Source organism: Pseudomonas fluorescens (assembly GCF_902497895.1).
GTDB lineage: Bacteria > Pseudomonadota > Gammaproteobacteria > Pseudomonadales > Pseudomonadaceae > Aquipseudomonas > Aquipseudomonas fluorescens_BP.
Genome location: NZ_CABVHQ010000016.1, coordinates 19,201 through 32,993 on the forward strand (window position 1 = coordinate 19,201; position 13,793 = coordinate 32,993).

The 13,793-nt window shown below is 59.2% G+C and carries 15 protein-coding genes; 12 read left to right on the plus strand and 3 right to left on the minus strand.

Features of this window, described 5'->3' with window-relative positions; genetic code table 11:
* Genes F8N21_RS10450 through F8N21_RS10505 form a run of 12 tightly spaced genes read left to right on the plus strand, consistent with a single transcriptional unit; the run spans nucleotide 1 to nucleotide 12,842 of the window.
* Complete coding sequence (locus tag F8N21_RS10450) at nucleotides 1-2,310, plus strand: phage tail tape measure protein (RefSeq protein WP_224788201.1); 2,310 nt, start codon at nucleotides 1-3, stop codon at nucleotides 2,308-2,310.
* On the plus strand, nucleotides 2,307-2,624 hold the full coding sequence (locus F8N21_RS10455) for a DUF2590 family protein (protein ID WP_150642049.1): 318 nt from the start codon (nucleotides 2,307-2,309) through the stop codon (nucleotides 2,622-2,624). The genes F8N21_RS10450 and F8N21_RS10455 overlap by 4 nt, the downstream gene beginning before the upstream one ends.
* Nucleotides 2,621-3,796: a baseplate J/gp47 family protein gene (locus F8N21_RS10460; RefSeq protein WP_150642050.1), complete on the plus strand. Its 1,176-nt coding sequence runs from the start codon at nucleotides 2,621-2,623 to the stop codon at nucleotides 3,794-3,796. Before F8N21_RS10455 ends, F8N21_RS10460 begins: the two co-directional genes overlap by 4 nt.
* On the plus strand, nucleotides 3,789-4,400 hold the full coding sequence (locus tag F8N21_RS10465; protein WP_150642051.1) for a phage tail protein: 612 nt from the start codon (nucleotides 3,789-3,791) through the stop codon (nucleotides 4,398-4,400). Before F8N21_RS10460 ends, F8N21_RS10465 begins: the two co-directional genes overlap by 8 nt.
* Complete coding sequence (locus F8N21_RS10470; RefSeq protein WP_150642052.1) at nucleotides 4,390-6,213, plus strand: phage tail protein; 1,824 nt, start codon at nucleotides 4,390-4,392, stop codon at nucleotides 6,211-6,213. The genes F8N21_RS10465 and F8N21_RS10470 overlap by 11 nt, the downstream gene beginning before the upstream one ends.
* A gap of 8 nt (nucleotides 6,214-6,221) precedes the next feature.
* Nucleotides 6,222-6,932, plus strand: coding sequence for a phage tail protein (locus F8N21_RS10475; protein WP_150642053.1), 711 nt, complete (start codon nucleotides 6,222-6,224; stop codon nucleotides 6,930-6,932).
* Nucleotides 6,929-7,849: a hypothetical protein gene (locus F8N21_RS10480; protein WP_150642054.1), complete on the plus strand. Its 921-nt coding sequence runs from the start codon at nucleotides 6,929-6,931 to the stop codon at nucleotides 7,847-7,849. Before F8N21_RS10475 ends, F8N21_RS10480 begins: the two co-directional genes overlap by 4 nt.
* Nucleotides 7,846-8,394: a DNA-binding protein gene (locus tag F8N21_RS10485; RefSeq protein ID WP_150642055.1), complete on the plus strand. Its 549-nt coding sequence runs from the start codon at nucleotides 7,846-7,848 to the stop codon at nucleotides 8,392-8,394. The genes F8N21_RS10480 and F8N21_RS10485 overlap by 4 nt, the downstream gene beginning before the upstream one ends.
* Nucleotides 8,391-9,101, plus strand: a complete 711-nt coding sequence (locus F8N21_RS10490; protein ID WP_150642056.1) for a hypothetical protein — start codon at nucleotides 8,391-8,393, stop codon at nucleotides 9,099-9,101. Before F8N21_RS10485 ends, F8N21_RS10490 begins: the two co-directional genes overlap by 4 nt.
* Nucleotides 9,074-10,024 (plus strand): phage baseplate assembly protein V, encoded by a 951-nt coding sequence (locus F8N21_RS10495; RefSeq protein WP_150642057.1) that lies wholly within the window; start codon nucleotides 9,074-9,076, stop codon nucleotides 10,022-10,024. Before F8N21_RS10490 ends, F8N21_RS10495 begins: the two co-directional genes overlap by 28 nt.
* Before the next feature lies 1 nt (nucleotide 10,025).
* Nucleotides 10,026-12,086, plus strand: coding sequence for a hypothetical protein (locus F8N21_RS10500; RefSeq protein ID WP_150642058.1), 2,061 nt, complete (start codon nucleotides 10,026-10,028; stop codon nucleotides 12,084-12,086).
* An 18-nt stretch (nucleotides 12,087-12,104) separates the two neighbouring features.
* Nucleotides 12,105-12,842, plus strand: coding sequence for a hypothetical protein (locus F8N21_RS10505; RefSeq protein ID WP_150642059.1), 738 nt, complete (start codon nucleotides 12,105-12,107; stop codon nucleotides 12,840-12,842).
* 59 nt (nucleotides 12,843-12,901) lie between these two features.
* Here the strand turns inward: F8N21_RS10505 and F8N21_RS30435 are convergent, their stop codons facing one another.
* The 3 genes from F8N21_RS30435 to F8N21_RS10515 all read right to left on the minus strand — a co-directional run bounded on the left by F8N21_RS30435 (nucleotide 12,902) and on the right by F8N21_RS10515 (nucleotide 13,722).
* Entirely contained in the window at nucleotides 12,902-13,051 is a 150-nt protein-coding gene (locus tag F8N21_RS30435; RefSeq protein WP_191624284.1) for a hypothetical protein, read from the minus strand.
* 106 nt (nucleotides 13,052-13,157) lie between these two features.
* Nucleotides 13,158-13,454, minus strand: coding sequence for a hypothetical protein (locus F8N21_RS10510; RefSeq protein WP_150642060.1), 297 nt, complete (start codon nucleotides 13,452-13,454; stop codon nucleotides 13,158-13,160).
* 13 nt (nucleotides 13,455-13,467) lie between these two features.
* Nucleotides 13,468-13,722, minus strand: coding sequence for a hypothetical protein (locus F8N21_RS10515; RefSeq protein ID WP_150642061.1), 255 nt, complete (start codon nucleotides 13,720-13,722; stop codon nucleotides 13,468-13,470).
* Nucleotides 13,723-13,793 lie beyond the last annotated feature (71 nt).

The following is a 13,793-nucleotide window of genomic DNA, read 5'->3' on the forward strand; positions in this document are numbered from 1 at the left end:
ATGGCTGACCGCGCTGCCCGCCTGGCCTTCATCTTGAGTCTGACCGACAAGGTCACCGCGCCCCTGGGGAAGGTGAAAATGGGTTTTTCCGACCTTGCCGAACAGAGCGAGAAAAACATCAAGACGATGGGCCTGGGCCTGGGCGGCATGATCGGCGCCGGCGTAGCCATTACCGAATCTTTGGCGCCTGCCCTCGAGATGAACCGCGCCCTGGGCGAGGTCAAATCGCTGGGCGTGGCCGAGGATGCGTTGAACGCGCTGAATCGCAAGTCCCTGGAGTTCTCCGTAGCCTACGGTGAAAACGCCCGGGATTTTGTTGCGTCCGCGTACGCCATTGATGGCGCAATCAAAGGACTGACCGGCGACCAGTTGGCCACGTTCACCAACACCAGCAACTTGCTGGCCAAGGCGACCAAGTCCGACGCAGACACGATGACCGCCTACGTGGGCACCATGTACAACCTGTTCAAGGACCAGGCTGATGCCATGGGCAAAGGCGAGTGGGTTGAAAAACTCGGCGGCCAGACCGCGTTGGCGGTGCAGCTGTTCCGCACTGACGGCGCCCAGTTGAAGGATGCCTTCAAGGAAGTCGGCTCGATCGCGAACATGGCAGGTGTCGACCTGGCCGAACAGTTCGCCGTGATCGGCTCTCTCAGCAGCACCATGGAAGGCGGCGACGCCGGCGGGATCTACAAAGCGTTTTTCGAGAACATCGGCGGCGCGTCGGAAAAGCTGGGCCTGAAGTTCGTTGACCAGAACGGCAAGTTGCTGCCGATGCTGGACATCCTCGGCAAGTTGGAAGGCAAGTTTGGCGATCTGAACAGCGCATCTACGGGCGCCAAGCTGATCGAAGCGTTCGGCGGGGAGGGCGCCCGCGTAATTACCGCGCTGACTAAGGACACCGAACGCCTGCGCAACGGGATGGATCAGTTGGGCAAAGTCCGGGGGCTGGAGAATGCGGAGAATATGGCCAAGGCCATGGTCGACCCGTGGCAGCAGTTCGCTGCTGCAGTCGAAGCGCTGCGCATTACCTTCGGCCAAGTGCTGATCCCGATCCTGGCACCGCTGATGGACAAACTGGTGGCGATCGGGGGCACGCTGAGCCGCTGGACGCAGTTGTTTCCGAACATCGCCCGCGTGATCGGCATCACGGTGCTGACCATCTTCGGGATCATCGCCGCTATGTCGTTACTGACCCTCGTGATCGGCATAAGCAAAATGACCTGGCTGGGGTTGGTGACGGTCTGGAAGGTGGTGCAACTGGTGAACTTGCGCACCCTTGCGGTCTTCGTGTTGCAGAAACTCGCCATGCTGGCCTATATCTCCGTAATCACGCTGCTGAGCGCTGGCCTGGCACTCGTTCGCGGCGCCATGCTGATGTGGCAGGGCGCGATCTGGCTGGTCAACGCGGCATTGCTGGCCAATCCGGTAGTGCTAATTGTGGTGGGCGTGCTCGCGTTGGTCGCGGCCGTTATTGCCGCCGTGTACTACTGGGACGAATGGACCTCTGCGCTGCTCAATAGTGACGCGTTCAAGTGGGTCAGTGACCAGCTCACCGCGCTGTCGGATTGGTTTAGCTCCATGGGCGGCTGGTCCACTATGGCTAAAGACGCGTGGGACGGCATCGTCAGGATCTTTCATGAGGCCACCAACGGCCTGATCCTACTGGGCAGCTGGATGGGCTTGGTGACGGGCGGAATGCTGACCTGGCAAGCCGCCATCTGGCTGGTGAACGGTGCGCTACTGGCCAACCCGATCACCTGGATCATCATCGGGATTGTGGCTTTGGTCGCCGCGGTGGTGGCTGCCGTCTATTACTGGGACGAATGGACCTCTGCGCTGCTCAACAGTGACGCGTTCAGGTGGGTCAGTGACCAACTCACTGCGCTGTCGGACTGGTTCAACTCCATGGGCGGCTGGTCCGCGATGGCTAAAAGCGCGTGGGATGGCATCGTCAGGATCTTTCATGCGGCCATCAACGGCCTGATCGAAATGATGAACAAGATCCCCGGCGTGAACATCGAAACCCGTTTCGGTGACCTGCCGCAGATCCCTGGTACCGAGGCCGCCATTAATGCGGCGGACACCGCCAGCGCAGCGCAGAAAGCCCAGCAGACCATCAATTCGGCAATCCCCAGCCTTTCGCCTTCCCGGCCTTCGGCAGTGCCCCCGGGTGGGTTGCTGACCAGCATCCAGAACACCAGTAGCCAGAACAAGGGCACGCACGTTGAAAACGTGAACATCCATACCGCCAAGCCAATGAGTCCTCTGGAGCTGGAAAACATGATGTCCATGGCGGTGGGCGGATGAGCCTCTATATCGATCTGATGATCACCAATAACGACCTGACCCTGGACCCGTCGAACCAGCCTCTGTTGGTGGAGGATCGGGCCAGCATCGCCCAGGACATCGGTCACATGATCCGCGAAAGCGGGCTGCTGGTGACGCTGGTGGCCGAGCGCGATCGCTACCGTCAAGCCGACTGCATCCAACAACTGGAACTGTTGGTGGAGGCTGACGTGCGCCTGGTACCGGGCACCGCCCGGATCTTCGAAGAGGGCAAGGGAAAGTACCTGGTCACGGCCAAAACCGTTGAATTCGGATCTGTCGAGGTAGTGCTGTGAGTGACGTAGATTTCAAGCAGGCGTTGAGTGACGCCGGCATTCCGACCACCGAGGCAAAGCTGCGCGCTGCCTGGGAACTTGAAGTAATCGCCCAGGGCAGCAAGCTCAGCAACACCAACGCCTGGTCACCGTTCTGGCGGGTGATCACCGCGTTGGTGACCAAGCCGGTTTTATGGCTGATCGAGTTTGTCGCCGGCACTGTCCTGCCGAACTTCTTTGTGAAGACCGCCACCGGTGCCTGGCTGGACATGCTGGCCTGGGCGGTCGACGTCACCCGCAAGCCTGCGACCAAGGCCGAGGGCTATTTGCTGTTCACCAGGAGCGCACTGGCCGGCCTGCTGGAAGTACCGGCCGGTACCCGCGTGCAGTCGATTGCGATCAACGGCAACGTCTACGAGCTGGTGACGGTGGCGGCGGCCAGCTTTGTCGATGGGGAATCCCAGATCAGGGTGTTGGCCCGGGCAAAGCAGGCGGGCAGCGGATTCAATCTGGCACCTGGTTATTTTTCCATTCTGCCGGAGCCCGTGCCCGGGGTGGTCCAGGTCGTGAACGCTGACAGCTGGTTGACCCAGCCAGGCGCCGATACCGAACCCGACGACGAGCTGCGTTTGCGTGTGCGTAACCAGTTCTCAGCGGTCAACCAGTGGCACACCGACTCGGTATATCGCGCCATGATCGCCGCATTCCCTGGTGTCCAGCCCGATGGCGTCTACTTCGAACACAACGCGCCCCGGGGCCCCGGCAGTGCCAACGCCTTCATTTTGTTCGAAGCCAATTCGCCGGCGGACACCTTCCTGGCTGAAATCAACAGCTACATCCGTGACCAGGGCAACCATGGCCACGGGGATGACCTGTTGGTGCTGGAAATGCCCGCGACGTTTCATGCCATCAGCTTGACGGTCTGGCCCAAGGCCGAAGTCGGTGCTGAGCGCCATCCGGCGTTGAAGGCCGATATCGAGCTGTACATCCGTGCCGCGTTCCGCGAGAGCACGGACAGTGACTACCAGCCGACGCTGACATACCCACAGTCTCGTTTTTCCTTCAGCCGCTTGGGCGAGGAGCTGCACCAGCAGTTCCCGGGGATCGATTCGCTGCACTTCAACAACGCGGACATCATTTCCGAGCTGACCATCCCGCGCCTGTCCGGGGTTGAGGTGGGGCTGAATGCTTAAGCTCAGTCTGCCTTTTTGGCTCGATGGGCCGGAGCTGGCCAAGCTCAAAGCGGCCGCGCAAGCCTGGTGGGGCAAGGTCGAAAACTGGCTGCACTGGCCGTTGCTGCAGATGGATGCCGAGACCTGCCACCTGAACGTGCTCGATCTACTGGCCTGGCAGCGCGACATCCAGCGCTTCCACGGCGAGCCCGAAAGGCTGTACCGCCTGCGGGTGAAATACGCCTTCATCAATGCTGTGGACGCCGGCAGCACTGCCGGCATGGCCCGCATTTTTGAACGCCTGGGCGTGGGCTATGTGGAGATCCAGGAGCGGCTGCCGGATCTCGATTGGGACGTGATCCTGCTGCACCTGTCCGACACGCAGCTCAGCGAAAACCCGGTGTTGCTGCGCGTCTTGATGCAGCAATACGGCCGCACCTGCCGGCGGTATGACTTCGTCACGATCACCCCCGTGAAACTGAACATCGGTGTGGCCGACTTCAACGACGACCAACAGACCCTGATTGCCACGCTGGACGACAGCGCAAGCCGCCTAGTCGTGATCAACGAGCTGGCACTGCTCACCCTTTTGACCGACCCATTTAGGAGCACCCATGGGAGCTAGCATTACCCTCGCCGGCGAGAGTCTTATTGCCCAGAAGCAAGGCGCTCAGGAGAAGCTTGAGGTTGCTCGCTTCATTCTGGCCCTCGTACCTGGTCTCGATCCGAATACCCCGATCGACCGCGCAGCTGGAATGCCGCCGGCGAATCAGATCGTCTACTCCAAAGCATACGACCGTAAGGGCTACGTGAATCCTAATCAGGTGATCTACAGCCTGATGATCAACTCCGGCGTGGGGGATTGGGATTTCAACTGGATCGGTTTGGAAGCCGCCGGCGGTGTGCTGCTGGCAGTTGCAACCGTGCCGGTGCAGCAAAAGCGCAAGAACATTCCGCCCCTGCAGATCGGCAATAACGTCACCCGCAACTTCCTGGTGGAGTTCACCGGCGCCCAGGCATTGACCGGGATTACGGTCGATGCCAGCACCTGGCAGCACGACTTCACGGTGCGCTTGAACGGCATCGATCAGCGCGAACGCATGAGCAATCGGGACGTGTTCGGCCGTGTCTGCTTTCTGGCCGACAGCCTGCAGATGGAACGCAGCTTTGGGCTTTACCAGGTCAAAGCGGGCATTGCCTACGTTGAGGGGATCCGCATCGAGCTGGCTGAACCTGTCCAGGTGCAATTGCCGGCGTTGCCGGCCAAAGCCTGGCTCGACGTTGCATTGGACCGAGCTTCCAGTGATGCCGTCGCCACCTGGAAAGTGGTATTCGGCGCGGCGAAGGCTGACTACACCGACAGCAACGGGACCGTCCATTACGTGGTGGAGCTGGCCAGCGTGGCCACGTCGGGGGACATCACCGATTTACGTGTGAGCGAAGCGATCACCGGCGCCCTGGTGAACCAATTTGCATTGCGCAATGGGGACTACGAGAACCTGCGCGCTCGAGCCACCACCAAGGAAGACGTCGGCCTGGGCCAACTGCCCAATGCGAAAAGCGACGATCCAGCGAGCGACAGCAGCGAGGTTCTGGCAACGACTAAGGCACTGCATAAGGCAGTGCAGAACCTCAGGGAAGCGGTGGATGAGGAGCTGGAGACGAATTTTGCTTTGAAAATTGGGGACTACGAGAGCCTACGCGCCCGGTCCACCACCAAGGAAGACGTTGGTCTGGGCGAACTGCCTAACGCCAAAAGCGACGACCCGGGTACGGACAGCAGCCTAGTCCTGGCGACCACCAAGGCGCTCAACGCGCTGCGCAAGGTCATTGAGGACTCAGAGGTTGGCCGGATCGGCACGTTTGCGATGGCCACGCCGCCGGCCGGATGGTTCCGGGCCAACGGTGCAGCGGTCTCGCGCACGGTTTACTCGGCGTTGTTCGCCAAGATCGGCACCACCTACGGCGCCGGCGACGGCGTGAGCACCTTCAATCTGCCCGACCCACGCGGCAAGTTCATTCGTGTTCTGGATGACGGTCGCGGCATCGATGTCGGGCGGGTCCTGGGCAGCCTGCAAGCGGACGAAATCCGCAGTCACAACCACAGCGGCAGTGCGGCCAACGGCGGCGCCCATGTCCACACGGCCACCGCCACCGCCACCGCCAGTTCTGATGATCAGGGCGAGCACACCCACACCGTAAGCGGTAGCACCACGAACTCCCCGAACAGCGGGTTTGCCGGCGAGATCGGCAACACGACTGACGGATCGAGCTTCACCACCAACGCTGCCGGCGCCCATGCCCACAACATCTCCGTCGCAGTAGGGGTGACCGTCGCAGCCGCTCCTGATCACAGCCACGCCATCACCGTTGGTTACACCGGCGGCGCCGAAACGCGCCCGCAAAACATCGCTTTCCTTGCCTGCATTAAGTACTGAGACCCGCCATGGATACCAAAATCGTCTATCAAACCGATCATCTGGGCATATTCACCGGAGAAACCGTGGCTGATCCTTCGCCACTGGAACCGGGTGTGTGGTTGATCCCAGGCGGGTGTGTGGAAATCGCGCCACCGGCGGTACCGAAAAATAAGGCCGCGTTTTGGAATGGTCGCCGCTGGCAGCTGGTTGACTCCTATCAGGGGCTGACGGCCTACAACATCGAGACACGCGCTGCGCTGGTGATCGAGCGTGCGGGCTCGCTGCCGACTGGTTACACGTTGGAAGTGCCAGGCCCAGGCCAGATCTGGGGCAATGGCCACTGGGTCGATGACATCCCGGCCGTGATCGAGCTGCGCTACAGCGCCCAGCTTTCGGCGGTAAACATGGCCTGTCTGCAGGAGATCACTGGCGGATTTTGGTCGGTAGCGTTGGGCGATCGCTTTTTTTACGAAACCCAGCTCGAGGACCAGCTGAACCTCACCGGAATGATTCTGCGAGGCCTCGACGGCGTCTTCGCCTGCCACGACGAATCCGGGGTGAAAGCCTTCCTGGATCACTCCAGCGATCAGCTTCGACAGATTGGCGACGAATTCAGCGACTTCAAGCTGCAGCGCCTGCGTAAGGCCAACGACCTCAAGCAAGCCCTGGCAGCGGCGCGATTGGCGTCGGACTTGAACGCGCTCAACGCAGTGGCATGGGAGTCCGCGCCGGTATGACTTGGGCACCCATCACCATGCGCTGGCCGGAGCAGTCCACCCAGTGGCTCGGCGACCTCGATGTCGCCAAGGCGTTGGCCAGCAGCGAGCTGGCCAGCACCGGGCAACGCCTGGAAGGTCTGGCTGGCCTGGCCACTACCTCACCAGGTCCGGTCGGTGCTGCCGCCCAAGCCGCTGTAGCCGCTGGCCGTGCAGCACTTACCGACGCCCTGGGCGAAGTGCCGGCGTGCCTGGTGGTGACGCCGTTCCAAAGTGGTGTGGGGCAGGGCCGCGGCTATCAGCGTTACCTGTCCGCGCCCAACTTGCTGCAGCAGCTGGGGGAGAAGCTGGTGGATACCGGCGATGACCGTCGTCCAGCGGGCTCGCAATACGCACTGGTGGTGATGTTCCTGGGTACCCGCTACGACAAGTTCGCCGCGACCTTGTCCCGATTCAACGCCGTGCTGCCAATGCCGGACCTGCAGCGGGCTGAGCGCCGTGCGAAAAACCTGTTCGCGCTGGACGCCGAAAAGTGGGAATTGCCCACCGCCGGCACGCTGCCGCGCTGGGGGGCATTGCCCCTGGAGCGCTGCACGGTGACCAAGGCCGCGACTCAGGCCCTGAACAGTCAGCTGTCGGCATTGGAGAGCTACGCGGACAGTTCGCCTATGGCAGATCTGGGTCGGATGGCTGCGCGCAAAGCCAGCCAGGCGCAGGGACAGGCCCAGAAACTGGCGGTCCTCAAGTCGCAATTCGTTGGTGGTACTGCCGACGACACCATGCGCGCGCGTCTGATTGGTCCTGGTAATGCCGCCGAGTTGCGCCACCAGCTGCTCCAGGGCGAAGCACCCGGTCACGAATGGGGGCTGTCCGCTGGATTGCTCCTGGTCGGCTCCCTGAACGGGTTGGGTTTTGTTCGGGAACTGGTGGGCCTATGACCTTACTCCTCGATGGCGAACAGGTGCGCGGCAAGAACCTAAAGGTCACGGCCAACCTCCGCATCGAAAGCGATGACCTTTCCGGACAGACCAGCAACACCGATTCGGCCCACAAAGGGTTCAAGCCCAAGACACTGGCGGTCACCTTGCAGATCCCGTTCGTCGATGACACGCATTTGCGCAACCTTATGCGCCTGGCCGAAGCGACCGGCACCGGTGGCCAACTCAAGACCTACCGCGTCGTCAACGACACCGCGTCAGCGTTCGGCGTGCGTCAGGTGCAGTTCTCCGATGGCGTCAGCGCCCGGGAAGACGATTCGCTCAGGGCCTGGCTCGTTCAATTCACCCTGTCGGAAAAGCTCTCCAATCCCGAGCGGGTCGAGACGCGCCGAGCGGGCAAGGGTGTGACGCAGCAAGGCGCCCCTGGGCAGCCTGTGACTGCACCAGGTGCAGGTGCAGGTGAAGCCGGCGCGGCAGGTCAGGAGCTGACCGGCTTCGAAGCCACCCTGAAAAAGCTGGATAACTACCTGGGCGGTGGCTCATGAGCATGAAACTACACAAGGTGCTGACCATCGGCGGTGTGGTGTACCCCCTGGTCAGCGATGACGTTCGCCTCGAAATGCGAACCCCCGGCCGGGCGACGCTGACGATTAAGGCAGCGGCGCCGGTGAAGGGCTTGGTGACGCTAGATATTGGTTACAACGACAGCCCGCTGCAGCGCCACTTCATTGGCTATGTCGAGCGCTGTACTTCGTCCAACGCGATCGAGCAGGTGCTGTTATGTCGTGAGCTCGCCGCAATCCTGGCCAACCCTTTGCCGCTCAACCTGCGCCATGCGGATCTGAGCACGGTACTGGGTGAAATCAACCAGAAAACCGGGCTGAGCTTTCGAGTACCTGACAAGGCCTACGCCAAGGTAAAAGCCCCGTTCTTCTACAACCTGGCCGCTGGATACCAGGCCATGGACAGCTTGGCCCGGGTGTTTGGCATCGCCGACTTCATGTGGCAACAGCAGGGTGATGGCGAGCTGTTCGTCGGCAGTTGGGCCGACAGCTTTTTCGGTACCCGATCGCCGCTGCAGCTGCCGACCGAACTGTTCAACGACTACCAAGGCAACCAGAGCGCAATGATCGCGGCCCTTCCCGGGCTGCGACCAGGTGCATCCATCAACCAAGGCGAGCGGATCACCAACGTGACGCTCACCGGCAACCAAATGGCGATCCGATGGAAGACGCAATCCGCCGCAGCGTAGAGCGGCAATTTCCCGAACTCACCGGCGGCTACCACCTGCCGCGCTTTGCCCGCGTCGTGGGTGTGGCTGATGCCCCGGCCGGCGCCGGGATCTGCGACGACTTCCGGCCGCGCTTTGCGGTGGATATCGAACTGCTGGGCCCAGATGGCGAGCCAGATCCGGAGTTGCCGGTGCTGGCCGGCGTGCCGCTGCCCATGCCCATGGGCGGCGACGAGATGGGGTTTTTCGCCTTCCCGGAGGAAGGCACCCAGGTTGTTGTGTGCTTTGCCTACGGCCTGCCGAACAAGCCCTACATCCAGACGATCCTGCCGCATGGCTTGAGTCTACCCAAGGTGCCCAAGGGGGACCAGGTGTGGCAGCACAGCGAGACCACCCAGCAGCGGGTCGAGGCGGGCGGTAACTGGTTGCGCAAGACCGATGGCCGGATCCGCGACCAGTCGATCGAGCGGGAGGTTGAGAGCCTGACCAACTCCGAACGTCACCAGAGCAGCACGGTGGAGGTGGACGACCATTCGAGTGAGTCGGTCGGTGGCACCAAGACGATCGAGGCGCTCGGCGCGCTCAAGCTGCTGTCGGGCGGATCCGCAAGCTTGGCCGCAGTGGATGACCTGCACCTGGCCAGCGGCCGAGACCTCAACCAGGTCATAGGCCAGAAATTGAACCTGACAGTGGGTGGCGAGCTGCTCGAGCGAATCGAAGGCGTCCGCCGCAGCATCGCCACCCAGACCTGGCTGGGTTCCGAGTCGGTGAACGTGCTGCAGGTGCTGTGCGACCTGATCGACCTGGTCACCGAGATGAACGTCCAGATCGCCAGCCATATCCACGGGTCCGGCCCCGTCCCTACCACCGCCGCGAACTTCACCACCAACGCCGGTACCGGCCTACAGCTTACTGGGCAGCTCAAGCCCATCACCGGAGCGTAATTTGGAACTCAAGAATTTTGTTGCACAGGATGAACAAGGTAATGCGCTCCCAGGAGCTACCTGTTTCCTCTATGCACGCGGAACAGAGACCCTTGCCAGTGGCATAGTCAAAGCCAATGGCATCGTTCTGGCGAACCCATTCACAGCGGACGGTGATGGCCTGATTCAGCTTGCGGCGCCCAACGGCCTGTACGATCTGCGCGTTGTTTTGGGGATGCGCGACTATCGGTTGCCGGTGCAATTCAACGATGTGACTGAGTCGGTGGCCGCAGCTGAGGCCTCGGCAAATCGCGCTGAAACGGCACGGGATGTAGCAGAGATGTCGGCAGGGGTGTTCCCGACGATTGCTGCGGGCTTAGCAGCGACGGCGTTAAACCATTACTTCAGCGTGCCCTCGGCAGAGTCCAATGAATACCTGATCCTTTACCAAAACGTTGCTGGCGGCGAGATCGAGATCAAGCGTTTCCCATCGACTAAAGCTGTTTCAGATATTCGGAAGCTTATCGACGTCGTTGCGTTGAATAGTGATGGGGCTGCGCACTCGTTTGTCGACCAACTGGGGTTTGTGATTGCCAAGCTGATGAGCAACGGCGATTTCAATGCGCGAGGCCTGGGTACGTTTGGTCGCGGCGATGGTATGGAGATCAACGACAAGCAGGGATTCACCGTGGCTCGCATCGGAGCAGATGAATCGATGATTTCGGGTCTACGAATGAGGCCAAGTCTGAACCCGGGCGTAGAAATTCAAGACCAACATGGTTTTATTCTTGCCAGGTTCGACGCCACTTCTATCATGACTAAGGCGGCTGCTGCGAACGAAGAGTTGGCTGAGTCTCTAGAACTTGATCAACAGCAAAATACCGACGTCAAGCAAGTACTTTGCTACGGGCAATCCCTTGAACGAGGGGTTCAATCCCTACCGGCTATTTCCACCACCCAACCCTATTTCAATCTGATGATCGCCAGTGGCGTCAAAATCCGTTCAGGTGAGGCGGGTTACGATGCCAGCGGATTTGTTCCCCTGGTCGAATCGACCTCGGGCTCTGAGGGTGAATCCCCAGTAGCAGGGCTGTGTAACGGCGTTGTTCGCCGAGCTGTGGCCGATGGAGAGCATGCCACGGACTGGGTTTTCCTTGGCTCTGCACCAGGTCGGAGCGGTAAATCGGTCGAAAGTTTGTCTCCTGGTGGTGAAGGCGATTTTGAGCGCATGGTCCAAAACATAAAGGACTGTAATGCTCTTTGTAGTTCGCAAGGGAAAAGCCATTCGGTTTGGGCCTTCACCTGGGCCCAGGGCGAGACCAACTACATTGGCAACTGGACTCACTCCTCAAATCGATATATGCAATTGCAATTGGAGGTGTTCGATAAGTTGTCTCGAGAAGTCCAGTTGATTACCGGGCAGAAGTTTCGGCCCTACCTGTTCACCTATCAAGTGGGTGGCCATAGAAAGTACTCAGTGGATCACATGGACATCGCACTGGCCCAATGGCGTGCAAGTCGTCATCGACCAGATGTAGTAATGGCAACCCCGGTCTACATTTTTCCTGTGGCCTCCGACAAGCTACACCTGACCAACGAAGGCAGTTGGTTGATGGGGGAGTACCGCAGTCGAGCGATGTACCACACAATGATTCGCCGTGCAGGTAAATGGCGACCATTAGAGCCAATGGCAGTTGATTGGAAACCTGCATACATCGATATCAAGTTCCACGTTCCTTGCGGAGAACTTGTTTTGGATGACGCGCTTTGTGCAATCACCGCAAATAAAGGTTTTGATGTGAGGGAAGCATCAGTATTAGCTGATATTATTCAGAGCGTAACAGTGACTTCTTGGGATACTGTTAGGGTTAGTCTGACTCGACCAGCGGCAGCAGATTCGGTCTTAAGTTATGGGCGCGGCCGAAATGATGATCCTGTTGCTTCTGGCCCAGTCGAAGGGGCTCGAGGTAATCTACGTGATACACACGGTCTTTATGATACTGCTACTTCCCCACTAAACAACACATTCGCGCTGCACAACGCTTGCGTAATGTTCGAGTTCTCACGCCGTTACGGCTTCTAATTTTGTAGAGGAAATACCATGGCTGTTCAGATTGTCGCTTCAGATGTGAATGCTGAAGATTTTGCCGTTGAATATAGCCCACCCGTTCGCCGCGGGCTGATTGGTGTGAGCTTTATGAATACCAGTCTTTCCAAGCTGGCCCACAACTATGCTCCTGGAGGAGTTTCCGGAAGTGTGGTTGGAGCCCCGATTGTAACGAATATGGACGCGCTCACTAGCGGTAGTGCATATGTCCAGACGAATCTATCTGAGTCTGATTCGATGACGGTGATCTCGGTTGCCCGTTTTCCAGATACTGGTGCGGATGCAGCTACGCGAGGATGTGTCTATGGGAACTATTCTTCGCCCTCGGTTGCTGACCCGGCTAAAATTTCCAACGGTTTATCCCTGTGGCAAGACGCAGGCGTCAAGTGCAATGCTTGTTGGATAGATGCATCAGGCAATCCAATTAACATCATGAAAACTCTCGCTGTGGCAAATCCTGAGAAGTGGGCCATCTATGTGCATGTAGTGACTCCGACAACACTTGATCTTCGGGATGCAACGAACGGTACAAAATCAGCGGGTACCACTCCACTCTCCCGCCTGCGAGGATCGGCAAAGTTTAGAATTGGCCGAACAACATATGACAACTTCCTGGGTAAGACGAATATTGCGGCAATACAGTTCCACAATGTGGCACTGTCAGAAGCAGAAATTTCAGCAACGGTTGAAAACCTACGGACGTACGTCGCTCGGAAGGGAATAATTGCGTAGGCAGTCTTCGAAAATCCAGAGTGTTAGTTGTACTCGGGGCTCGAATTAAATAAAAACCGCTATTGCTGCGGTTTTTTTTCGCTAATCATTTCTTTGAATATTTCCTGAATCCTCTTCTCTTGCTCAAACGAGAAAATCTCAGGTGCTTCTTCTGCCATGTAATCAATTTCCTCTAGTTCTGAATCTGGTTGTGAGTTCTTCTCATTCATAATGCATTCCTTGATTGTTTTATGTTCTCTTCCGACTGGCAGGGAAGCATGATAACCCGGAGTCCTAAGGTGTGCATGCCCTCACTTTTTCGTGGCTTATAGAGAGCTACTCCAAGCGGCACCACCAAGACTGCGCGTAAGCGCAACCATCTATGTATTCAATCCCACTCAACACAAAACCAGTCGGAGCCATGCCCGCCAGCGTTGCATCCAGCAGCCGGGGCAGGGCTTCTGGTGCCAGAGGCATGCTCGGAGCCACACGCGCAACATTGGAGCTGCGCCCGAGTTCGGTGCTTACTTCCGCCGCCACCAGGACGTCACCCCTGATCGACTGAAAACGCCGCCGCTCCTGCTTGTCCAGGGCGACGCCGAACCGGCGCATTGGGGTGACCAGTACAAGCATAAAGTTGCTCCGATCAACCGTGGTTCAACGGGTTCTGCGACAGCGCTTCCACTGCGTATTCATAAGCCGCGTCGGCCTGCTCCAACAGGTCGCTCAAATCATGGCGATCGATCAGCTGCAGCCGGTGCAGCTCGTTGGCCTGCTCGAGCAGCGCGGCATGGTGCGCGTCGGGTTGCTCAAGCAGAGAGGCCTCGTCGTCCAGCAACGCTTGCCACTGCGCCAGAGCCTGCGCCTTGCGGTTGGCCTGTTCGTCGTTCTCGTTGTTCATAGCTCGCATCCTCTTTTTGGCTGCTGATAACTGTATACGCATACAGTATAGCGACAGAAAATCATGGCCCG

Coding starts and splice junctions, on each gene's coding strand:
- F8N21_RS10455 (WP_150642049.1), top strand. CDS start 2,307: ATGAGCCTCTATATCGATCTGATGATCACCAATAACGACCTGACCCTG.
- F8N21_RS10485 (WP_150642055.1), top strand. CDS start 7,846: ATGACCTTACTCCTCGATGGCGAACAGGTGCGCGGCAAGAACCTAAAG.
- F8N21_RS10480 (WP_150642054.1), top strand. CDS start 6,929: ATGACTTGGGCACCCATCACCATGCGCTGGCCGGAGCAGTCCACCCAG.
- F8N21_RS10450 (WP_224788201.1), top strand. CDS start 1: ATGGCTGACCGCGCTGCCCGCCTGGCCTTCATCTTGAGTCTGACCGAC.
- F8N21_RS10505 (WP_150642059.1), top strand. CDS start 12,105: ATGGCTGTTCAGATTGTCGCTTCAGATGTGAATGCTGAAGATTTTGCC.
- F8N21_RS10495 (WP_150642057.1), top strand. CDS start 9,074: ATGGAAGACGCAATCCGCCGCAGCGTAGAGCGGCAATTTCCCGAACTC.
- F8N21_RS10475 (WP_150642053.1), top strand. CDS start 6,222: ATGGATACCAAAATCGTCTATCAAACCGATCATCTGGGCATATTCACC.
- F8N21_RS10470 (WP_150642052.1), top strand. CDS start 4,390: ATGGGAGCTAGCATTACCCTCGCCGGCGAGAGTCTTATTGCCCAGAAG.
- F8N21_RS10510 (WP_150642060.1), bottom strand. CDS start 13,454: ATGCTTGTACTGGTCACCCCAATGCGCCGGTTCGGCGTCGCCCTGGAC.
- F8N21_RS30435 (WP_191624284.1), bottom strand. CDS start 13,051: ATGAATGAGAAGAACTCACAACCAGATTCAGAACTAGAGGAAATTGAT.
- F8N21_RS10515 (WP_150642061.1), bottom strand. CDS start 13,722: ATGAACAACGAGAACGACGAACAGGCCAACCGCAAGGCGCAGGCTCTG.
- F8N21_RS10465 (WP_150642051.1), top strand. CDS start 3,789: ATGCTTAAGCTCAGTCTGCCTTTTTGGCTCGATGGGCCGGAGCTGGCC.
- F8N21_RS10490 (WP_150642056.1), top strand. CDS start 8,391: ATGAGCATGAAACTACACAAGGTGCTGACCATCGGCGGTGTGGTGTAC.